The 22688-nt window shown below is 48.1% G+C and carries 23 protein-coding genes; 6 read left to right on the top strand and 17 right to left on the bottom strand.

Annotation, left to right across the window (positions count from 1 at the left end; genetic code table 11):
* Positions 1-47: 47 nt before the first annotated feature.
* Positions 48-1346, top strand: a complete 1299-nt coding sequence (locus tag KNO87_RS02380) for a methyl-accepting chemotaxis protein (RefSeq protein WP_214792856.1) — start codon at positions 48-50, stop codon at positions 1344-1346.
* Between the two features lie 38 nt (positions 1347-1384).
* Here KNO87_RS02380 and KNO87_RS02385 read toward each other — a convergent pair whose 3' ends face one another.
* The 8 genes from KNO87_RS02385 to KNO87_RS02420 all read right to left on the bottom strand — a co-directional run bounded on the left by KNO87_RS02385 (position 1385) and on the right by KNO87_RS02420 (position 8997).
* Positions 1385-3511, bottom strand: a complete 2127-nt coding sequence (locus tag KNO87_RS02385) for a (Fe-S)-binding protein (RefSeq protein WP_214792854.1) — start codon at positions 3509-3511, stop codon at positions 1385-1387.
* Between the two features lie 92 nt (positions 3512-3603).
* Complete coding sequence (locus tag KNO87_RS02390) at positions 3604-4320, bottom strand: hypothetical protein (RefSeq protein WP_214792850.1); 717 nt, start codon at positions 4318-4320, stop codon at positions 3604-3606.
* 7 nt (positions 4321-4327) lie between these two features.
* Positions 4328-4846: a GNAT family N-acetyltransferase gene (locus KNO87_RS02395; protein WP_214792847.1), complete on the bottom strand. Its 519-nt coding sequence runs from the start codon at positions 4844-4846 to the stop codon at positions 4328-4330.
* Positions 4847-5014: 168 nt separating this feature from the next.
* Positions 5015-5443, bottom strand: coding sequence for a hypothetical protein (locus tag KNO87_RS02400; protein WP_214786218.1), 429 nt, complete (start codon positions 5441-5443; stop codon positions 5015-5017).
* Positions 5440-5859, bottom strand: coding sequence for a YwiB family protein (locus KNO87_RS02405; RefSeq protein WP_214792844.1), 420 nt, complete (start codon positions 5857-5859; stop codon positions 5440-5442). Before KNO87_RS02405 ends, KNO87_RS02400 begins: the two co-directional genes overlap by 4 nt.
* 51 nt (positions 5860-5910) lie before the next feature.
* Positions 5911-6471, bottom strand: coding sequence for a GNAT family N-acetyltransferase (locus tag KNO87_RS02410; protein ID WP_214792841.1), 561 nt, complete (start codon positions 6469-6471; stop codon positions 5911-5913).
* 40 nt (positions 6472-6511) lie between these two features.
* On the bottom strand, positions 6512-7174 hold the full coding sequence (locus KNO87_RS02415) for a Type 1 glutamine amidotransferase-like domain-containing protein (RefSeq protein WP_214792838.1): 663 nt from the start codon (positions 7172-7174) through the stop codon (positions 6512-6514).
* A 119-nt stretch (positions 7175-7293) separates the two neighbouring features.
* Positions 7294-8997, bottom strand: coding sequence for a glycoside hydrolase family 13 protein (locus tag KNO87_RS02420; RefSeq protein ID WP_214792835.1), 1704 nt, complete (start codon positions 8995-8997; stop codon positions 7294-7296).
* Positions 8998-9210: 213 nt separating this feature from the next.
* On the opposite strand from KNO87_RS02420, the gene KNO87_RS02425 reads away from it, so the two are divergent.
* Positions 9211-9675, top strand: a complete 465-nt coding sequence (locus KNO87_RS02425) for a GNAT family N-acetyltransferase (RefSeq protein WP_214792832.1) — start codon at positions 9211-9213, stop codon at positions 9673-9675.
* Positions 9676-9722: 47 nt separating this feature from the next.
* Positions 9723-10487 carry a MerR family transcriptional regulator gene (locus tag KNO87_RS02430; RefSeq protein ID WP_214792829.1) on the top strand — a complete coding sequence of 255 codons (765 nt, stop codon included), beginning with the start codon at positions 9723-9725 and terminating at the stop codon, positions 10485-10487.
* A 9-nt stretch (positions 10488-10496) separates the two neighbouring features.
* On the opposite strand, the gene KNO87_RS02435 is transcribed toward KNO87_RS02430, so the two are convergent.
* Genes KNO87_RS02435 through KNO87_RS02455 form a run of 5 tightly spaced genes read right to left on the bottom strand, consistent with a single transcriptional unit; the run spans position 10497 to position 15683 of the window.
* A complete protein-coding gene (locus KNO87_RS02435) occupies positions 10497-11156 on the bottom strand; it encodes a hypothetical protein (RefSeq protein ID WP_214792827.1) in 660 nt (219 codons plus the stop codon).
* 19 nt (positions 11157-11175) lie between these two features.
* On the bottom strand, positions 11176-11754 hold the full coding sequence (locus KNO87_RS02440) for a hypothetical protein (RefSeq protein WP_214792824.1): 579 nt from the start codon (positions 11752-11754) through the stop codon (positions 11176-11178).
* A gap of 12 nt (positions 11755-11766) precedes the next feature.
* Entirely contained in the window at positions 11767-12909 is a 1143-nt protein-coding gene (locus KNO87_RS02445; RefSeq protein WP_214792821.1) for an aminotransferase class I/II-fold pyridoxal phosphate-dependent enzyme, read from the bottom strand.
* Positions 12906-13754: an NAD-dependent epimerase/dehydratase family protein gene (locus KNO87_RS02450; RefSeq protein WP_214792819.1), complete on the bottom strand. Its 849-nt coding sequence runs from the start codon at positions 13752-13754 to the stop codon at positions 12906-12908. Before KNO87_RS02450 ends, KNO87_RS02445 begins: the two co-directional genes overlap by 4 nt.
* Before the next feature lie 12 nt (positions 13755-13766).
* On the bottom strand, positions 13767-15683 hold the full coding sequence (locus KNO87_RS02455; RefSeq protein ID WP_214792816.1) for a polysaccharide biosynthesis protein: 1917 nt from the start codon (positions 15681-15683) through the stop codon (positions 13767-13769).
* 397 nt (positions 15684-16080) lie between these two features.
* On the opposite strand from KNO87_RS02455, the gene KNO87_RS02460 reads away from it, so the two are divergent.
* The gene (locus KNO87_RS02460) at positions 16081-16833 is read left to right on the top strand and encodes a homing endonuclease associated repeat-containing protein (protein ID WP_214786195.1); all 753 of its coding nucleotides are present in this window, start codon (positions 16081-16083) and stop codon (positions 16831-16833) included.
* A 49-nt stretch (positions 16834-16882) separates the two neighbouring features.
* On the opposite strand, the gene KNO87_RS02465 is transcribed toward KNO87_RS02460, so the two are convergent.
* From KNO87_RS02465 to speE, 4 genes are all read right to left on the bottom strand, one after another.
* Complete coding sequence (locus tag KNO87_RS02465; protein WP_214792813.1) at positions 16883-17839, bottom strand: sodium-dependent bicarbonate transport family permease; 957 nt, start codon at positions 17837-17839, stop codon at positions 16883-16885.
* A 217-nt stretch (positions 17840-18056) separates the two neighbouring features.
* Positions 18057-18416 carry a Na-translocating system protein MpsC family protein gene (locus tag KNO87_RS02470; protein ID WP_214786190.1) on the bottom strand — a complete coding sequence of 120 codons (360 nt, stop codon included), beginning with the start codon at positions 18414-18416 and terminating at the stop codon, positions 18057-18059.
* Positions 18417-19298 (bottom strand): agmatinase, encoded by an 882-nt coding sequence (gene speB, locus KNO87_RS02475; RefSeq protein ID WP_214786188.1) that lies wholly within the window; start codon positions 19296-19298, stop codon positions 18417-18419.
* The gene (speE, locus tag KNO87_RS02480; protein ID WP_012727429.1) at positions 19295-20134 is read right to left on the bottom strand and encodes a polyamine aminopropyltransferase; all 840 of its coding nucleotides are present in this window, start codon (positions 20132-20134) and stop codon (positions 19295-19297) included. The genes speB and speE overlap by 4 nt, the downstream gene beginning before the upstream one ends.
* 200 nt (positions 20135-20334) lie before the next feature.
* On the opposite strand from speE, the gene KNO87_RS02485 reads away from it, so the two are divergent.
* On the top strand, positions 20335-21273 hold the full coding sequence (locus KNO87_RS02485; protein WP_214792810.1) for an EAL domain-containing protein: 939 nt from the start codon (positions 20335-20337) through the stop codon (positions 21271-21273).
* Positions 21274-21460: 187 nt separating this feature from the next.
* Positions 21461-22645, top strand: coding sequence for a chloride channel protein (locus tag KNO87_RS02490; RefSeq protein WP_214792807.1), 1185 nt, complete (start codon positions 21461-21463; stop codon positions 22643-22645).
* The last annotated feature ends 43 nt before the right edge of the window (positions 22646-22688 follow it).

Raw genomic sequence — 22688 nt, forward strand, 5'->3', positions numbered from 1 at the left:
ATAGAAGAGAACATTAATTTAGATATAAAAGAGAAGGAGAAAAATACATGGCACTTTTTCGTAAAACAACATCCAATCACTTCGTCGCAACTACCGGTTTTCCTGAAATCCAGACCATCGCTAAACCATCTGACTCGAGTTTGAACGGACGGGCTCACTATATGGGGTATACGGCCTCTCAAGTGAAGCGCCTACAAGACATGGCTCCACTCGTGGAGTCCGTACTAGATGAAGTACTTGAAAACGTACTCGACCACTTGATGCTGCAACCGGAAATGGTACAGATTGCGAATGCTTCCTCCACAAGAGAACGATTAAAGAAGGTATTCGCCGATTATTTCCGTAGTTTATTGACCGGGAACATCGATGATAAATTTTTAGCGATGCGGAAACGGATGGGACAAACACATCACCACTTCGCCGTGCCTGTCGTCTGGTTCCTCGCGACATATTCTGCTTTTAACACACTCCTCATCCCAAAAGTGGTTGAGACGTATCAACATGACCCGTCTACTTTGACAGAATCTCTCTTAGCGTTATCGCACGCAATGAACTTAGACTCGCAAATCGTCACCGAACAATACGTCAACGCCCGCCTCGATGAAATCGAGTCTGCGAACCAAGCCCGTGCCGCGCTTTTAAGCGACGTCTCACGTGTCAGTTCAGAAGTCGCCACCACGATGGAGCAAACGGGACAAGCGATGTCTGAAACGAGTGATCGCGCGCACCAAGTTCTTGCGGAAACCGAGCAAACGGAAAAGATGAGCCGTCATTTGATGACGTTGACGCACACGAACGGAAGCCAAATCGAACAGATGGAAGTCGAATTCAAACAGTCGGCCACTTACGTCGACACTTCGCTCGATCGCATCACCGCTTTAAAAAATGGATCTCAAGAAATCGTCAGCATGACTAAGAGCATCGAACAAATCGCCAACCAAACGAACTTGCTCGCCTTGAACGCCTCGATTGAAGCAGCTCGTGCCGGAGAACATGGCAAAGGATTCGCCGTCGTCGCCACCGAAGTACGCACACTGGCGGAAAACGCGAAACAACTGAGCAGTCAAATCAATGTACTCATTCATGAAAACGAGACGAATATCGCAGCACTCCTCGATCAAATGGGACAAATGCATCAGACGAATGATGAAGCGATGCGTCAACTGAATGCCGTCAAATCTGGTTTTTCGACCGTTCAAGAAGAGATGGGTCAATACGTCCTTTCCTTCGAACGAAACAAACAAGACCTTAGTCAGATGGTTGAGACCATTTCATCGATCAACGAGACGACACAAGGGTTATCTCACTTGACCTCTTCCCTACTATCGACCTCTGAGATGCAGTAAACAAACAAGGCACGGTCCGCGGACCGTGCCTTTCTGTATTATTGTACAACCGGTTCTGGTATCTCGATGGCTTTCAGCGAGCGATCGAGCAATTCGACGACGTCAAACGTGCCGACCGTCTCATCGACTTCTTTCGCCTTCGTTCCATCTGACAACATCGTCAAGCAGTACGGACATGCCGAACCGATAACGGTCGGTTTCGTCTCAAGCAATTGTTCCGTTCGAGCCACGTTGACACGTGTCCCGACTTTCTCTTCCTGCCACATGAGACCTCCACCCGCTCCACAGCACATACCGTTTTCACGGTTACGTGTCGCTTCGACGAGTTCGACACCCGGTATGCGTTCGAGGACGAATCGCGGTGCGTCATAAATGCCATTGTAACGACCGAGGTAACAAGAGTCGTGATAGACGACACGCTCATTCACTTGAAGATCCGGTTGGATGCGACCCGTGTCGAGCAACTCGGCGAGCAACTCCGTATGGTGATACACTTTCACACCATCGAGTCCAAAGTCTGGATACTCATTTTTAAATGTATTGTATGCGTGTGGGTCAACCGTGACGATTTTCGTCACCCCATACTTCTCAAACAATTTGATGTTCGCTTCGGCGAGTTCTTGGAAGAGCAACTCGTTCCCGATTCGACGTGGTGTGTCTCCTGAGTTTTTCTCTTCATTTCCGAGAATAGCGAATGAGACGCCCGCCTTGTTCAACACGCTCGCAAAGCTTTGCGCGACTTTTTGGCTACGGCTGTCGTATGAACCCATCGCACCGACCCAGAAGAGATATTCGAATTCTTCGCCTGCTTTTTTCTTCTCTTTCGCTGTCGGGATGACGAGTTCTGTATCCTTACGCCAGTTCTCGCGTTCTTTTCGGTTCATCCCCCACGGGTTTCCTTGGCGCTCGATGTTTGCGACCGTGCGCTGTGCCTCAGGGTCCATCTTCCCTTCCATCATAACGAGGTAACGACGAAGATCGATGATTTTATCAACATGCTCGTTCATGACCGGACATTGGTCTTCACAGTTACGGCAAGTCGTACACGCCCAAATTTCTTCTTCCGTGATGACGTTGCCAATCAACTCGTCTGCGACGAGCATGTGACCTTCTTGCGCCGCAGCTGCAATCTCGGCGCCTTGCGTGTTTTGGAACATAAGTGCCGGTGCCCAAGGTGATTTTCTTGTGACCGCTGCACCTTTCATATTCATATGGTCGCGAAGTTTGACGATCAAGTCCATCGGCGACAACATCTTACCCGTACCGGTTGCCGGACACACATTCGTACAACGTCCACACTCAACACAAGCGTACAAGTCGACAAGCTGCTTCTGGTTAAAGTCTTCAATCTTGTTGACCCCAAACACAATCTCTTCATCTGACTCTTCCGCTTCTTCCATCGCTGAAAAATCAACAGGTGCCAAGCGACCGACTTTGTGCGTGCGCCCGAGCCAGACGTTGAGTGTTCCGGCAATCAAGTGCGCGTGCTTTCCTTGTGGAATGTAGACCATGAAACTGAGCAAGAACAAGAGGTGCATCCACCAAAAGACGACGAACAATGCGAAAGCGACCGACCCAGGTACCCAAGAAAACGCTGAACCGATGAGTGTTGCGACCGGCTCACCCCACATCGGAAGCTCTTCTTTATAGACGAGGTAAAACCCGTTCCCGAACAAGACGGAAACCATCAACCCGCCGATGAAGATGAGGGCGAGACCTGCTAAGAAGTTTCGTTTCAAACGCACGAGCTTCTCGACGTAACGACGGTAGAATCCCCAAACGACCGCGACGAGAATCATGAGCATGACGATTTCTTGCATGAACGTGAAGATTGGATAGAGCGGACCGAGCGGGATGTGCGGGAAACGTGTTCCGACCGCTAGTCCTTTCCAAATAAAATCAATCGCCCCGAATTGGACGAGGATGAAGCCATAAAACATCATGACGTGAATTGCGCCACTCTTCTTATCCTTCAACAATTTCTTTTGACCGAACACGTTGATCATGACCTGTTCGAGTCGTTCTTTGTTCGTTTGGCTCCATTCTGCCTTCTTCCCGAGCTTGATGAATGTATAGCGCTGATGAACCAGCGTAGCGAATAAATACACACCATAGCCGAGGACGAGCAAGAATAGAATCCAGTTGACGATTAAAAATGTAGACATCCCCAAAACTCCCCCTTATGAAAACGGATTCAATCTTGAATTCAGTATATCAAATGATGAATGAACAGTCATTCATTTTTGTGAAGTTCTCGTCAGAAGTTTAGAAGATGTTTCAAGATGAGCAATAATCCACCATAACTGCACACAGCCAAAACGAATGTTCGAAAGTGTAGATTTCGGTCGGACGGCAGTTCAAACTTCACGATATTGAGAATCATCGCCCCGGCTACGAACGCAAAACAGAGTGCTTCGACGTGTGGGGCCAAGTCAATCCAACGCGAAACGAAACCTCCGAGTAAAATCCCGCCGCTCAACAAATATCGTCCCTGTCGCATATAGCGTTCGCCATAGTGGCGGTTCAAGTCATGTCCGAGCGCCAAGAAGTGCACACCGAGTGCCGTCGCATAGAAGCTTCTCGAGACGAACGTCACCGAGTCGGCTGTCACCACATACGCTGAAAATGTCATGTACGCCGTGAGAAGCGTCACCTGGAGCCAATACGAAACGGCCCGATCGACCGCCTCATCTTGGAAGTGAGGGGTTCGAACGAACCGCATCGTACCGTAGAACAGCGTGAACCCAATGAGACTGACGATGTAAATCTCTGACGGCAAGGCCAGGTTCAACCAATCGACACGAAGCGTGTCCTGGCGTTTATTCAGGGAGGGCAAAAGATACATGAAGAAGTACGTGATGGCGATTCCGCTCGAGAATGAGAACCATTTCTTAGAGGGCACGGTCTCTTCCCGAAACAAATAAATGCCGAAGAAATTAATCAATGCCAAATAGATGATGATCCAGTTCGCCATCTCATCTTCATCCTCTCAAGTCAATCCAAAACCGTTCGACGATCGTCCCATCTTCTTCCGTATATGGTGTGTCCGCGACACCCCCGTTGTTTAAAATGACTTGACGGGAAGCGACGTTTGTCCGATTACACGTAATGAGTGCACGCTCGATTCCCAGCTCTTTCACTTTCTCAAGCGCAAGTTTTAGTTGAAGTGTGGCGAGTCCTCGCCCACGCGCGCTCGGTTTCACCCCGTATCCGACATGGCCACCGATTTTTAAGAGTGATTCGTTCAACTCGTGACGAATGTTCGCCGCGCCTAAAAGCTCTTCGCCGTCCGTGAGCCAATACGTCGTACTCGGGACCCAGCCTTCCTCTATATTCTCACGTAACTCTTTCTGACGTAACGTGTTGACGTATGCCTCGAAGTCCGTCGTTTCACGGTCGACTGAGGTCGGAACGATTCGCTCATCTCGTTCGTACCATTCCTGTAAAAATGCGAGAATCTGTTCTTTTTGTTCGACAGATGTTTTGATTAGTCTTAACACCACAATTCCCCCTTTACCCATTTCCATTCGCGTTCTCTGATTGATTTCCTTGTTCCTTCATCTTAGAGAACAGATCATCGAATAAAAATGGACGTCCTGTTCGAATCTTGTCCCCCTTTCAGGCATGAAAAAAAGTGCCATCCTGTTCAGATGACACTTTTGATATACTTACTCTTCGAGTCCGAGACGTTGTGGCATGTGTGGAGCGAGTTGTCTCGCTTCCTCCAACCGTCCTGCTTCGACGAGCGTGTGGAAATGTAAAAACTGTTCGTGCGATGCATCGCTGATGGCTGCTAAGTAATCGACGTACCGATCGTAGACCGCTTTGTCTTCTGGGCGTGCCTCAATGAGTGCGATATACAGGCGAACGGTGTCCTCTCCGTATAGGAGCGGGAACTCATCGTTCAATTGGAGCAGTTTATCGACTGAATTGACATCGACGCCGTTCTCCTGGTCGTAATGTGTAATGACTTGTTCGGCATGATCTTCGAGGCGACCTCGCCACTCTTCATACTCTTCTTCGTTCGTTTCAAGCATCTCAAACCAGTCTTCATTCAACATCTCTTCAATCTTGTTTACGCGTTCTGTAAAGTTCATGCGCCCTCTCCTCCTTCAAATGTCCATGTGACATGTACTTCGTATATACCTACATCTTCTTCATTCATGGACAATTCATATACGAACGTACACGATTCTTCTGACACGTCGAGGCGTGATGTCGTCGTCGCCATCGTCATCGACATATAGGCATTCTTATATAAGCTTTGCGTGAAGCGACCTTCGATAAAGGAATGGTTCATCTCAATCGGTCCTTTACAGATGAGCGCCAATCGTTCCGGGGTGTACTTGATTGTCGTCGGGACCGTTCCGTCCTCTTGTTGTTGGTCAAACATTAAAATAAAGCCAGTCTTCAATGGATAGTATAAGCCGTCAGCCGATAGTTCGATCGGCTCCGGGATGTCACTCATCCGTGTTGTTTGCTGGACACGCACGCGAAGTGGTTCAATCGCCATGCTCATCCCCCTTTCCGTCAACTCATCGTACCATATCTAGTAGGAGTCGTTCTATCGACGGTGCTTCGTTTTGACATAGACGAGATGGTCTACCCACTCATCATTCTCATATATGAATCCTTCTCTCGTGCACTCGTACGACATGCCGACACGCTCCGCGAGACGAATGGACGCCTCATTGTCGAGATTGATATGTGCCTCGATTCGTTGAAAGTTCAAATCGTCAAAGGCGATGCGCACCGCTAGGTCGACTGCTTCGGTGCCATACCCCTGACCCCAATGCTGATTATGGATGGTATACCCGACCCGTCCCCAATGAAATCCATCTCGTGCCAATGTCGAGAAATCCACCATGCCAAGATGCGCTCCATCTTCAAGCCGGAAAATCGCAAAAACATGCGCACGGTCTTCATGTGCGAGTGATTGATGTGTGTCGACTAGCTGACCGAACCAAACGGACGTACAGTCGCTCATATCTAACTTCCCCGGATCATACTCATGTTGTGAAACAAGACGGTCTGTAAAGCCACGTAACCATGCGTCATAATCTTGTTTCTCTAACGGTCGGACGATGATTCGATTTGTTTTTCGATGATATGTAAATGGATTCAATCCCTCAACTCCAATTCATTTATACTCTTTTCGTATGCATTCAGAAAAACTTCTTCCATTTTCCTTCCGAAATCACATCGACCTTCCCTTCATTTACACGAATCGCGGTCTCGTCGTCGATCGCATAGGCCGGCGACTGTAATGTCTCCGCCCATTCTGCCGCATCTCGTGACGTATTCTCCGGTAACATCTCGTGGTCGAGGTGTGGAAAGATTGAGAAGTCGACAAACCCTAACGTCTCATCGCTCTGCTCATCAGATGAACGCCATCCGACAAATGCTTCTCCGATTCGTGGCGTCATCACCATGCTACCTGCGCTCAATCCGACATAGACACCTTCCCAAGATGGGAGTAATGCCGCCACCCCGGACTGTTTCATCCAGTGATGTAAAAACAGCGGATCGCCACCATTCACCAATAACACGTCCGCCCGTTCAAATGTCGGTCTCCATACCGATTCATCGATGCTCGGGAGCGCGCTCAGTTCGAGCACCCCGATCGACTTCCAACCCAACTCACACATCGGTGTCGAGAAATCCCCCTTGAAAAAGTTCCATGCGTGCTGCGTTCCCCCGTTCAACGCATAGATGGCTGTCGGGATACAAAGTGCCGTACACTCTTCAATTGGCTTGTCCAATAATTCCAAAAGTGCCTGCTTGATGCTCTCATTTTTGATACCTGCGGAAGTCAGCAATAGTTTCATTTTGATTTTCCTCCTCCGTGAATCCCTTTAAAGCATTCTCATCCTTCCTTGTCATCTCCTTTATTCGCACAAAAAGACCGTAGACGAATTTTCGTCCACGGTCTTCAGGTCATGAAAGATTAGCTCATTTTATATACGCGACCTTCGAACGGTTTCAAGTGAAGGAGCGTCGATTCAATATCGCCTTCAATCGGCATGTTGCTCAAGACGACATCTTGCGCGCGGAGCGTTTGATCCATATCGAACATCGTCTCTTTCGCCGTCAAGTTCGTGACGACGAGGTACTGCGTGTCGCCAAGCGTACGCGTATACGCATAAACTTCTGGGTGATCCGGTAAGACGACATCATACGCCCCGTATACAAACGTCTCATCGTCTTTACGAAGTTGAATCATCTCTTTATAGAAGTTAAAGATGGAGTCCTCATCTTCAAGCTGTGATTCGACGTTGATGTCTGTATAGTTCGGGTTGATGCCGACCCATGGCTTCTCTGCAAACGTGAAGCCGGCGTTCGGAGCATCACTCCATTGCATCGGTGTGCGCGTGTTGTCGCGTGACGAGTTCCACGTGATGCGCATCATCTCGTCGTGACTCTTCCCTTGCTCGACGCCGATATAGTAGCGATTGCGTGTCGCGATATCGTCATATTGATCGATTGAATCGAATTTGACGTTCGTCATCCCGATTTCTTGACCTTGATAGATGAACGGCGTCCCTTGCATGAGGAAGTACATCATCGCTATCGATTTCGCGCTCTCTTTCCAGTAACGCTCATCGTCTCCCCATTTCGAAACCGTACGTGTCTGGTCATGGTTTTCGACGTAAAGCGCGTTCCATCCGTCGGCTTCGAGACCCTTTTGCCATTTCGTCAACACGTTCTTCAAGTGGACGACATCAAGTTTCGAATCGGCGTCTTCACTCCATAGGTCCATGTGTTCGAATTGGAAGACCATGTTCATCTTCCCTTCTTTTTCACCGACCCAAAGGTGTGCATCGTCAGGTGATACGCCGTTCGCTTCACCGACTGTCATGATGTCATGTTTATTGAACGTCTCGTCACGAAGCTCTTCTAAATAATCGTGAATCCCGTCCACGTTCATGTGCATCTCGAATGACGGTACAAAGTCAAGGTCGTTCGGGTTCGGCAAGTCGGCGAACGTCGGATTCTTGCGGATATGGCTAATTGCATCCACGCGGAACCCGTCGATTCCTTTTTCGAGCCACCAGTTGATCATGTCGTACACAGCTGTGCGCATCTCAGGATTTTCCCAGTTGAGGTCCGGTTGTTTCTTCGAGAAGACGTGCAAGTAGTATTGCTCTGTCGCTTCATCGAATTCCCAAGCCGATCCACCGAAAATTGATTCCCAGTTGTTCGGCTTTGATCCGTCCGGCTTCCCGTCGCGCCAGATGTACCAGTCCCGTTTCGGATTGTCTTTTGTGCTCTTCGATTCAATGAACCAAGGGTGCTCATCTGACGTATGGTTGACGACGAGGTCGAGCAATAGCTTCATACCGCGCTGATGCACTTCGTCTAATAAACGATCGAAGTCTTCCATCGTACCGAATTCGTCCATGATGTCTTGATAGTCACTAATGTCATACCCGTTATCATCGTTTGGCGATTTGTACATCGGGCAAATCCAGATGACATCAATGCCAAGGTCTTTCAAATAGTCGAGCTTATCAATGATTCCTTGAATGTCTCCAATTCCGTCTCCGTTCGCGTCATAAAAGCTACGCGGGTAAATTTGATAGGCGACGGCTTCTTTCCACCAGTTGCGTTTAAGCGTTTGTGTTTGTTGTTCTCGTTGTAAAAGTTGCATGTGATCTAGATACTCCTTATCCCAAAACTCACTGCTCATCATATATAATCATCTTATTCGTGCTGTGAACTTTATATCATTAGCGCAATCGTTTGCACGATGCAATAAATTTATCTTACCAAAAAACATTCGATGATACAAAGATGTTTCATCAGCATACTCAACGTGTACCCTACACGATTTTGAAAAGAAATGAAAGCGAGGTGCCTCATCATGTTTCGATTCGCTACACTTGATGATTTTTCGGCCATCGACCAATTGATTGTAAAGAAAGCGAAAGAGTTTCAGGCAGCCGGGAAGTCGCAATGGGTCAAATATTTAGAGCCGAGTCGTTCCGAATATGTCCGCCATGATTTAATGAAAGGGTCCGTGTTTGTGTATGAACGTGACCACCAAGTCGTCGGTGCGGTCAGTCTGATTCCACCGACCGATTGGGATCATAATCTATGGAATGACGCGGACGGTGCCGTCTACTTGCACCGACTCGTCACAGACTCGAACGTAAAAGGAGAACGCATCGGCGAGCGTTTGATGCAGTACGCCCTATCTCACACTGCTTCGACCGTTCGATTGGATTGCGTCGCAGACAACACGTTCTTGAATGGGTACTATCCTCAATTCGGCTTCCGCTATATCGGAGAAAGGAACGGATTTTCTTTATTTGAAAAACAGGCTTGACCTTGACGTGACGTCAACCTTTACGCTTGTTCTAAGGAGGTGAAGGGATGTATACGATTCAACAGCTTGCGTCACTCGCCGGAACGACGACACGGACGCTTCGCCATTACGACTCGATTGGATTACTCGTCCCCATGCGTGACGACAATGGGTACCGCCGTTATACGTCGCGTGATGCCGAGCGTCTACAGCTTATCTTACTGTATCGAACACTAGACGTTCCGCTCGATCAAATCGGACAGTTGCTCGATGCATCGGCGTTTGATCGAGTCGAAGTATTGAACGAACATGTCGAGGCGTTACGACAAAAAGCTGCCTATTTCGCGCAACTCGCGGAGACGGCGGAAGCGACCCTCACCTCACTCAAAGGAGGGATTCCGATGGAAGACAAGTCATTGTTCGAGGGATTATCTTATGAAGAGATTCAAGCACATGAGTCAAAACATCAAGACGAGGTAATTGAGCGTTGGGGAGACAGTTCCGCTTACGAAACTGCGCAAGAACGAGCTGCGAAGCGCTCGAAAGCAGACTGGGAACGCATGAATCAGATGCAACTCGATTTGATTGCACCACTTGTCGATTTGTTTCGTTCACAAGTCGCAATTGAAGATGACCGCGTTCAATCGGTCGTCAGAGACAATCATCTGTTCATCCACACTCACTTTTATGATTGCTCGCTCGACATGTTCAGCGGACTCGGACAGATGTATGTAGCGGATGAGCGATTCACCGCCTATTATGACCGCTTCGAACCAGGTCTTGCATCGTACTATAACGAAGCCATCCAATATTATTGTATCGCCAACAGTTAAGTCCAAGCCTTAGGCTTGGACTTTAATTTGTCGGCGGTCTGGTTGTACGAGATCTAGTGTTTCGATGTGTCGGCGCAACATCGGTAACACCGTGGTCAATTGTAAATAAGGATATGTGGCAAAATTGTCGCTTCCGCCTTTATAGATGACCGCCTGATCGAGAACGCGCCATCCTTGTGTCGTCCACTGTTCGAGCGTCGCCTCACAAAAAGAAGGCACGGATTGAATCGCCCAATATGCTTGTAGCTGCCCTTCCGCCATCGACGGACGAACGGTGATGATTGGGCATGGCAACTGGTTCAAACGACTCGACTCGATTGGTCCGGTCTCATGAATCACGAGCAGCTTCGGTGCAAGTCGTTCGAGCCACATGAGCGTTTTGTCATCGTTCAAGGATGAGACATGGATGAGGTGATGAGGAGGAATCGGAGAATCCTGTAATGGATAACGCTCTCTCACTTCTCGAATACGCGCTTGACTCGTCCATTTCATAAGCGGTGTCGCCCATCGAATATATAGATGAGTCATCCATTGTTTGAGCGACTGCGGTCGATGTTCAGTGGGACCGTCTTCTTGAATGACATGTGTCACGCCTAAATCGCGGATAGCGTGATAGACGAAAGTGGATGTATGATGGTCACTAATCATGAGTACAATCGGTCTAGTCATCTCTCGATCCCTCCATTGATCACTTTTGATCCGTCATTTCATGAATCCCAAGTTCGCATAGAGCCCGCTTCCATGAACCGAATCGTCTCGACACTTTTGCGACGCTTGGTTTATTAAAACGCTTTGCCCATTTTTGATACGTAATCGCGTTGAAAGGCTTTAATACTCGGTAGGCTTCATATAACGCTTGTACAATCTCCGCCTTGTCTTTTGAGGGTTGTACGGTGAAATGTTCCTCTTCTAAACGCTCGACCGCTTTAACGGCGAGACTCCACGACCCGAAATGGTTAATAATATCGCCTAATGAAGGAACGCTTCTTCCGGATGCCCATCGCCGATATTGAGCACTCGTTAGCCTTCCTTCTTCTACCGATGCAAGCCGAAGTGCCTGAATCATATCCTGGGATTCATAACGTCTTATTTCTAACAATCCCGATGCCTTCAGGGCATTCGTCCATGTCCCATATACAGATAAAATGTCAAGAAACGTGGGAGCATTTTGTCCTTGGCTCCATCGTTGATATTGTGTCACCGTGAGAGATGGAGTCAGAGATGCTGCGGTTTGAAGCGCTCGAATGATCTCTGCTTCCGTTTTCATTTCATATCCTCCTTACACGCTTTTTTCTTTCACGAAATGGCGTGTATCTAGCACGGCTTGAATCACTTTCTGTTGTTCACCAATCGTCAAGCTCGAACTCGACGGCAAGCAAATACCATTTTCAAATAAATGACGACTCACGTCTTCCTTGTCCACCGTGACGTATTCTGCATCTCGATAGAGGGGCTGTAGATGCATCGGCTTCCAGACTGGCCGTGATTCAATCCCTGCATCGCCTAACCGTTGAATCAACTGATCACGGCTGGCGATGTCTCGTCCGATTTGCATGGCGGTCAACCAACGATTCGCACGAGAGAATGGAATTTCTTGTTGATACGTGACATCGATCGTTGAAAACATTTGTTCATACCGACGAAAGACGTTGCGCCGTGCCCGTACTCGTTGTTCGATGACCTCAAGCTGCCCCCGGCCAATTCCCGCCGACACGTTGCTCAAGCGATAGTTGTAACCGACTTCTTCATGCTCATAATGTAAGACGTTTTCCCTTGCCTGCGTTGCCAGTTTCAACGCATATTGGCGTTGGCTGTCAGAGCTGAGCAAAAGCATCCCCCCGCCTGACGTCGTGATGATTTTGTTCCCATTGAAGGAATAGAATCCGATGTCACCGATTGTACCGGTCATCTGCCCTTGCCAAGTCGCTCCGAGTGATTCCGCAGCGTCTTCAATCAGGGGTACCCCAAACTCTTGGCAAATGTGACGAATCTCTCCGATTTTCGCGACCACCCCGTATAGATGGACGACGATGACTGCTTTCGGCAACTTTCCTTTTGTAGCGGCTTGGACAAGTGCTTTTCGCAATGCTTCCGGTGACATGTTCCACGTCTCTTGTTCTGAATCGATGAATACTGGGGTCGCCCCGACATAGAGAATCGGATTGACCGAAGCGACGAATGTGAGCGACTGACAAAAGATGACATCCCCTCTTTCGATTCCTAACGTCAATAGAGCGAGGTGGAGTGCCGCTGTGCCAGAACTCGTCGCGAGTGTATACGGATGATCGACATATTTCCCAAGCTCTTCTTCAAAAGCGTTGACGTTCGGACCGAGTGGCGCAATCCAATTACTTGAGAACGCTTCTTCCACATATGCCATCTCTCGTCCGGACATGTGCGGTTTCGATAATAAAATATTCATGTGCTCATGTCCTCCTTCATCATGGTTTGATAGGCGTCATACCATTCAATGGTCTGTCGCAATCCTTCGTGCAGTGGGGTTCGTGGTCGAAATCCAATCATCGCTTCTAGCGTAGGTAAATCGGTTTCTTGAAAGACATGTTCACGCATCGGAAGAGATATATGGACGGGTCGATGGAGCTGATGTCCAATTTCAGCTAATAGTGTTTGGACATGTACGTAATCGGAGGCATCAATTCGGAACTGCCCAACAAGCGACAATCCCGACTGAATCAATTTGATGACTCGAACGACGGTTTCAACCACATCATCGATATAAGATGCTTTTACAATATCTGTTGCATAGTATCCGACCATACGATGACCTTGATCGACGGCGAGTACCGCTTTTGAAAAAAGTGTCGTCGGATCATCCCAAGGTCCGTAGACATCCTCTGTAATGAGGTGAAGAGCTGATGACGAGTGACAAGTCTGTTCAACAGGAAGGTCGAACGTGATGAATGATTGAATCGGCACTCGACTTTTTTGATTCATGACGAGTTGCTTCACTTGCTCGTAACGTTCGATTTTTCGCTCCTGATTTGTGCTAGAAGACCCACTACATAGAATGACATGATTCGGTTCATACATCGTTGCAATTTGGCGCATATGTGGTTTGTGGAAGACATCTGTCCGAATGAGATGGAACGATGGGTGAGACAAGACGTATAGCCGCTGTCTCGCGAGTTGCGTTTTCGCTTCTCCTTCGTCATCAATGCCAATCACTTCGTATCCTTCTTTGAGTAGTCGTCGAGCAAGATGGAATCCCTTGAACGTGGACACACCGATCACCATGACACGATCCATTGCACTCCCCCCTTAATTTCCATCGACGACACGGATATGCACTTGCCGAGCCGGGATAAATTCAAATCCACTTGTAAAAATTCGTTGTAGATCACCATCAATGTCGTCACTGTTCGCAACGAACAGTAAAGCGTCCGTCAATGCTGGACCGTTCGGTCGAAAGTGTTCGATTAACCGCAAAATCGGAGCGACCGATGTGAAAGGACGCGTACAACCAACAAAAATTTTCGGGAAGATGTTGGCATCTGGATCTAATTCATTTGTGGCTAACAATTCTTCGTATAATTTCTCCCCAGGCCGGATTCCCGTCACTTCGATCGGGATCTGCTCAATCGTAAATCCACTGAGTTCAATCATCTTCTTCGCTAAGTCGATGATTTTGACCGGTTCTCCCATATCGAGGACAAAGATTTCCCCGCCTCGGGATAATACGCTCGCTTGAATGACGAGTCGACTCGCTTCTGGAATCGTCATGAAATAACGTGTCATCTCCGAATCTGTTACGGTGACCGGTCCTCCTTGGGCAATCTGTTCCTTGAAGAGAGGGACGACCGAACCACGACTGCCGAGAACATTTCCGAATCGAACGACTGCGAAGATCGTATCGCTTGAACGCGCTTTTTCTTGGACAATCATCTCTGCGATTCGCTTCGTCGACCCCATGACGTTCGTCGGATTGACCGCTTTATCGGTCGAGACCATCACGAATCGATCGACCCGATATTTCGAGGCCACATCGACCATATTTTTCGTGCCATAGATGTTATTTTTGACTGCTTCAAGTGGGTTGTCTTGCATTAATGGAACGTGTTTGTGAGCTGCCGCATGGTAGACGATTTCTGGGCGATACGTTTGAAAGACGTATTCGAGTCGCTCTAGGTCTTGCACATCTCCGATGACTGGACGAAGTATTGTCTCGAGCCCGAGTCCGTTCAATTCTTTTTCGATTAAATAAATGCTGTTTTCACCATGTCCGAGAAGAATCATCTCGGCCGGTTTGAACTTAATCAATTGACGACACAATTCCGAACCGATTGAACCTCCCGCTCCTGTCACGAGGACTGTTGCCCCTTCTACGTGTTTCGAGATGCCTGAAATATCAAGTTGTACAGGTTCTCGTCCCAACAAATCCTCGATCTTTACTTCGCGAATTTCATTGATCGAAACATTTCCGGTCGCCAGTTCAGATAACATCGGCAGTGCGTGTGATTCCACCCCGGTCTTTTCAATCCGCTTCAACAACTCGATTCGTCTCGCGTGCGCCAAGCTCGGGATAGAGAAAATCACGACCTCGATTCCTTGCTCCTCAATAACTCGTTCTAAATCGTCTGTCGTTCCGAGAATCGGAACACCGTGTACATATAAAGAGGCGAGCATCGGATCGTCGTCGAGAATACCAACTACATGAAGTACGTTCGTCCGATATTCTTTTAACTCGCGAACGATGAGCTGTCCGGAGTTCCCGGCTCCGATAATCAGTGTCTTCCGTCCTTGGGGAGCAGCATGTGGTTTGAACGTATGCAGGACGTGATGTCGGGCCAAAAAACGCGTGAATAAAATCAGGTTAAATGCTAGCAGCCCTTGCACCGCAATCATGACGCCGAGTCCACGTCCGAATTGAAACTGATTGTAGGCGAATAGAATCAGGTCGCTACTGATCAACGCAATGGTTACTTGTTTCATTTCATGGATTGAAGCGTAACGCCAATCGATTCGATGAATTTTCAAAATTGCTCCGACGAGCATAAAGCTAATCATCTTAATCGATACCATCAGCAACAGATCATATGTTGTTGCGGTATACGGCATCACTTTCGAAAATAAAATGTCAAACGTCATATATAAGACGATTGAGACGATTGCGATATCGACGCAGAAAAATAACAAGTTTCTGCGATTTCTTCGATATACGTTGACGAGTGTAGCCATCGTGTATTGCACCTCCAAATGTCTAGTTGATTGATCGTGTTGGGTATGGTGTGCGAAGAAAGCGTTGATGCTAGTAAACTACCCGAGTCGTTGTAACAAATTTAAGGATAATGCGAGCTTTTTGTTATTAATGAAATCGCTGTAACAAATAAGTTCACAAAGTTATTCTCATCTTTTCTTTCACATAATGAATATTTTTCTCCTCAGCGGGAATGGAAAGAACATACCAAATAAAATTGGATGTTGTTGACAGCTATGTTTTTGATCAAAAAGGAGGTACCCGTCACACATCGCCGCTTCACTTCTGTACGACCAATCTGACAACATACATGTTCATTCACACCAAGAGACCTTCTGAGACGCCCGTGAGCGTTCACACAAAAGGAGAGACACCAAGATGAAAAAATGGACACGACCTCAAATCGTACAAGCTTTGCAATTGGCTGCCCAAGAATATGCAGAACTTGATTCCAAACAATACAGTGTTTGGTCTCATGACAAAAACGTCCCTTCCCTTTCCACCGTCATTCACCAATTTGGTTCGTGGCGCGAAGCCCTCGTTGCAGCACAAATCAAGCTTTCGTTTCATTATTATTCAGACGAAGATATTCTACGTGCGTTAAACAAAGCTGCAGAAGAGCTCACGCTATTCACGAGTCAAACGTACCGAGAATGGTCAAAAGTGACACGTTCGCCTTCTCTCACACTCATCAGCAGTCGTTTTGGTTCATGGTCGAATGCACTCCGCGAAGCCAAACTTCAAACAACCGCCGCTAAAAATAGTGAGGAACGCATCATCCAAGCATTGATCGAAGCTTCGGAAGAACTCGAACGCCTCACGTCCCAACATTATGCCGTTTGGGCGCAAGAACGCGGCTATCCGACCGTGGCGACTATCGCTCGAAAGTATGGTTCTTGGAGCTATGCTCTTTTCGTGTTAGATATCGCTCCTCCGAAACGAAAATGGGATGAGGAAGATGTGATTGAAGCCCTCCGGCTTGCGAAAAAAGAATTGCCCCACTTCAGCATCCTTCATTATCGAAAATGGGCGGAAGGTCGAAACGTACCGAGTACATCGACCATCAACGTCCTCTTTGGAAGCTGGACGGCCGCTCTCAAATGCATGGAATCGCAAAAAGTGACGCAATGATGTAAAACGAACGCAAAATAAGCGCCGACTCTTTTGAGTCGGCGCTTATTCATGTAACGATTGCGATATACAGTGGGATACCAATCAATAAGTTGAACGGGAACGTGACCGCAAGGGAAAGGGTCAAATAAAAGGACGGTTTTGCTTCCGGGACCGATGCTTGTAGCATCGCAGGAGCTGCGATGTATGAACCGCTCGCTGCTAGTGTCATGAGGAGAATCGTTCCTCCTTCCGAAAGACCAGCAACACCCGCCGCCAAAAAGCCAACCAATGCCCCAATCAATGGGAACAGCATTCCCATGGCGACGAATTTCAATCCATATGACGGTACGGTCTTCAATTGTTGTCCCACTTTTACCCCTAAACCGAGTAAAAAGAGGAGCAATACGCCCGGGAACAAGTCGACAAAGAATGGTTTGAGCGGCGTCGCGTCTGGCGTCACGAGTCCGACAACAAGACCCGCAAGCATGAGCAAGATACTTTTCGAAAATAAGCTATCCCGAAGGACAGACAGTGAGTTCGTCTTGCCCGACGTTGCCGTGATCCCCATTACCTGTGTCTGGTTATACAACAGTAACGCCACAATCAATCCTGGGATTTCGAGCACGACGACCAATGTCGTCATGAACGGTTCATACCCAATCCCGAGTCGCTCGAGTTGCGTCGATGCGGCCACATAGGTCACGAGCGAGACGGACCCGAACGTCGCAGCCATGGCAATCCGTTCAGGAAAAGTGAACTTCAGGATACCTCCTGCAAGAAACGCGAGGAGCGGTAACAATATGCCAATCAACAGTGTGACGGTCAGTGGTAAGGCGATTTCTTCTAGCGATACCGAGGCGAGTCCCATCCCCCCTTTTAATCCAATAGCGAGTAGTAAGTAAATGTTGAGCGTCGTGCTCAGTGAATCAGGAATCTTCAAATTCGATTTCCCGACTGCGGCGATTACACCCGTCACAAATAGAAGCACGGGAGCGCTCGTCAATAGAAATACAAACAATTCCATATGTTTTCCTCCTTGGCGACAAAAAAGCGCACACCTAAAGAAGGCGTGCGCTGTATGCCGACGGCTCGAATAATCGCTCCGTCTAGCCGACAACTGTCGGTTAATTAAATTAGTCAGTAGCTCCGTAAGAAGATCTCGAAAGCACGCTTCATAGTGACTCGTCCATTCGCTCCGCTCACGTCTCTGCCTTTTATTTTAAAAAGTCGACGATTCGTTGTCAATCGGTTTGATCCCAAGGTGCATCTAAGCGAAAGACGATGAGACGCTCCCCCGTTTTCGTACTGATGTCCGTGTGGAGCGAGACAATGGAACGACCGAGCACTTGCCCGACGATCGTTTCAAGTTGACTGCGCCCCGATTCGACGAGATTGTTGCGGTACTTTTTCAGTTGCTCGCGACCTGCCGACTTGGTGGCCAAGTCATACTCAGCCGGCGTCAACACCCCTTGGAGCGTAACGATGGCCAGGTCCCGAAGCAGGTCTGCCTTACACGTCAATGACCCGCGACCCAAGTATTCTTTCTCCCATTGGGTGATCCGGGCGCTCAGTTCCATTTCCAGCTGACCTTTTTTCCGCATTTACTTCACGAATCCAATCATCATCTCACGAAGAATTTTTGCTGCCGCGATGGCTGTCATATCCGACTGATCGTATGCCGGTGATACTTCGACAAGGTCTGCACCGATGATGTCGAGATCTGCATTCGCAATCGCGTGTACTGCTTCTAGCAATTCTTTCGTCGAGATGCCACCGATTTCTTGTGTGCCTGTCCCTGGTGCTGCTGACGGGTCAAGGACGTCGATATCAATCGTGACATATACTTTTTTCCCTGCGAGCGTCGGTAAGACGCGTTTGAGTGGCTCGATGACCTCAAATTGATGCATGTTGTAACCAACTTCACGCGCCCACTCAAACTCTTCTTTCATCCCTGAACGGATTCCGAACGAGTAACAGTTCGATGGTCCAATCAAGTTCGCCGCTTTTTTAAGCGGAGTCGAGTGTGAGAGAGGCTCGCCTTCATACTCATCCCGAAGGTCGGTATGTGCATCTAAGTGGATGATGACGAAGTCGTCACCATACACGTCATGCATCGCCTTGATGATCGGCCATGTGACGAGGTGCTCGCCACCCATTCCGAGTGGGAACTTGCCTGCTTTGACGATATCTTTGACGAACGCCTCGATCATGTCGAGCGACTTTGGTGCGTTCCCGAACGGAAGTGGAATATCTCCCGCATCGTACACCGCTGCATCTGCCAAATCACCGTCTAAATAAGGGCTGTATTCCTCAAGTCCGATCGATACTTCACGAATCCGGTTCGGACCGAAACGCGAGCCCGGACGGAAACTGACCGTCCAGTCCATCGGCATCCCATAAAGAACCGTCTTCGCCTCTGTCACCTCTGGGAGACTGGCGATAAATACTTTACCTGAGTATGCTTCATCAAAGCGTTTGATCATTTTGTCAAATCCTCCACGAATTTCGGAAGGACGAATGCCGCGTTATGAAGCTTCGGCGTGTAGTATTTTGTTTCGATGTCATGGAAACGCTCAGCCGATACTTGTTCCGGATCGTACTTCTTCGAACCGATCGTGAACGTCCACATGCCGCTCGGGTAAGTCGGTACGTTCGCCGTGTATAGTTTCGTGATTGGGAAGATTTCCTTCACGTCACGTTGAACCGTTTGGATGAGTTCTGGCGTGAACCATGGGTTGTCCGTTTGTGCGACAAAGATGCCATCTTCTTTGAGCGCTTTCGAAATGCCTGCATAGAATCCTTTTGTGAAGAGGTTCGCTGCTGGTCCGACCGGTTCTGTCGAGTCGACCATGATGACGTCGTACTCGTTCTCTGACTTGGCGATATGCATGAAACCGTCACCGACGATGACTTCAACACGTGGGTTATCAAGTTCACCGGCAATGTTCGGCAAGTATTTCTTCGAATATTCAATGACTTTCCCGTCGATATCAACGAGAACCGCTTTTTCAACTGATGGGTGTTTCATGATTTCACGGATGACACCGCCGTCTCCCCCACCGACTACTAGCACATGCTTAGGATTCGGGTGTGTGAAAAGTGGGACGTGTGCGACCATCTCGTGATAGACGAATTCGTCCTTATCCGTCGTCATGACCATCCCGTCAAGTAACAACATCGTTCCGAACTCGTCCGTTTCGACCATTTCTAGTCGTTGAAACTCCGTTTGTTCGCTCTCATAAACGTGGTTTACACGGAACGTGATCCCGTAATCTTCTGTTTGGTGCTCCGTAAACCATAATTTTAATTTTTGGTCCATCGATAGAACCCCTTTCTGTTCAAAAAGTTGTTCGTATGCGAGTGGCGTTTTGAGGCGCTTCTTAATCATACGATAGGAAGTATACAAAACCTGTACCCATTTTGCACGATTTTTTTGAAGAATGATTCCCGAATGTGAGTTTTTTGTGAGACGTGACCGATATACTGAATGAACCAATTTTAAATGGAAGGTGGAATAGTATGTGGTCACCCTGCGCTTCTTGTAATACAACAATTCCTTTGATTGCTCAAGGGACACTCGTCACGACATTCCAGGAATACCCGTATACATCGTTTGAAGAACTAGATGCACTTCTCACACAAGCAAACGGAATGGTCTACTGTGTTGATCCTGCATCGAACCGTCAGACCCCGCCGCTTGAGGTCGAAGTGTTAAAGGATCAGCTTGCCTATCGGCATATCATTGAACAGATTCAGCACGGCACGTTTGAGAGTCATCTCCAGCCCATCATCTTCCTCGATTCTACGGAAACGTTCGGATACGAAGCACTTCTCCGTAGCGGTGCCAACATCTCGCCTTATGATTTATTCCGGACGGCAAACCGTTTCGGTCTTCATTCGAAGCTCGATCAGCGGGCTCGTGCTGAGGCGATTAAAGCGACATACGAAGTCGTTGCCCCTCACCAAAAGACATTCATCAACTTCTTACCCTCAACGATTTACAACCCGGACTATTGCCTCCAGCATACGTTCGACATCATCGACCGATATGAACTAAGTCCGGACCGCTTCATCTTTGAAGTCGTGGAGACGGAGAAGGTACATGACGTCGATCATTTACAGCACGTATTTTCTACATATAAAAAACGGGGGATGCAAGTTGCATTAGACGATGTCGGTGCAGGCTTCTCGACCATTGATATGTTGAAACGACTCGAGCCCGACTATGTCAAAATTGACCGTTCGTATGTTTCATTTTGTGACGAGGATGCTGAGAAGCGGGAGTTCCTCAAAAAAGTACGTGCTTTGACACACACGATGGGCATCACGCTCCTCGCCGAAGGTGTCGAGCGCATCGAAGAAGCCGATGTGTGCCGTGAGCTCGGATTCGATTTGGCGCAAGGTTATTTCTTCGGAAAACCAGCTCCTGCGAAAGAGCACGCCATCAAAACAGCATGAACCCGTTTCTTTATTCCAAGTGTGGGCATCGACTTCGTCGGAAGCCTGCACTTTTTTACTTTCCATGGTGAACAGAACCTATTCCCCACTTCTGTCGGATTTCATTGATTTTTAGGTTTCGGTCATAGGTGTTCAGGAGATAGCATATTATAGAAGATTGATGCGAACGAAAGAGGTGGAGATGTACATGAAATCATGGATTGTCAGTGGTTATGCCATCGTACTTGGGGTCTTGATTGGTTTAATCAGTTGGATTTTCTTATCTGTCGTGTATAAAGGGATTCATGTTGTATGGCATACGGTACCCGAACAATTTGATTTTCCTTTTTATGTGTTTCTTGTCCCGGTCATCGCCGGTATATGCATCGGTCTATTGCAGCGCCGGTACGGTCGAATGCCACGTCTCATGCCCGAAGTGTTAGAAGAACGAAAAGGAACTGGCCGGATTGACTATCGTTTAATAGGCTTCACGACGTTGACCGCCCTTCTCGTGCTCATCGGAGGTGCAAGCCTCGGTCCTGAGGCAGCGCTCGTCGGGATCGTCGGCGGGCTCACAACGTGGTTCTCGGAGCGCATTCGTCACGTCCGTCAAGAATTAGCGGAATTGCAAGAAGTCGGACACGCGGTCGTTCTCGGGATTGTCTTCAATGCGCCGCTCTTTGGAGCAATCGCGGCAGAGGAGACCGAGCAGAAGAGACAACCAATGCTAAACCTGCTTGCGACACTTGCTGGAATCGGGACGTTTTATTTACTCAACCAACTTGACGAACGTCCACCGTTCATCATTAAATTTCCCGCGATTGAAAGTGTCCAACTCGATTGGACGATGTTACTGATGGTTCTTGGCGGCATGGTTCTCGGTTGGCTTTATTTAATCAGTGAACACGCATTGATGCGACTCTTTTCAAACATCCCAATCTTATTGCTCACCACACTCGGTGGTATCGGGATTGGGGGAATGGCTCTCCTATATCCTGATCTCCTCTTCTCTGGAGAAGAAACGATTCTCGAATATGCAGAAGACTGGCAACTCATCCCGCTGTACACCCTTCTTCTCTACAGCGTTTTGAAACTTCTCTTTACGGCCTTCTGTCTCGCGACCGGTTGGCGTGGTGGACATATTTATCCGCTTCTCTTTTCTTCGTTCACGCTTGGCTATTTTTTCAGCCTCTTATTTGAAATCGATATGACATTTTCGGTCGTTCTGACGACGAGCGCCTTGCTTGCGACGGCGATGCGACAACCGCTAGCCATCATCGTGCTACTCGTGCTCTTCTTCCCGCCGAACAGTTGGCTCTATGTATTTGCTGTCGTGGCAATTGTTTCTAAAATTCCACTTCCCTCATTCATCCATTCGCCAGTGAAAGCCTGATTTTAGAAATGAAAAAAAGGGTAATGAATGTATAGTTATGCAA

Origin of the sequence: Exiguobacterium sp. s34, from assembly GCF_018617435.1 — a bacterium.
Taxonomy (GTDB): Bacteria; Bacillota; Bacilli; order Exiguobacteriales; family Exiguobacteriaceae; genus Exiguobacterium; species Exiguobacterium aestuarii.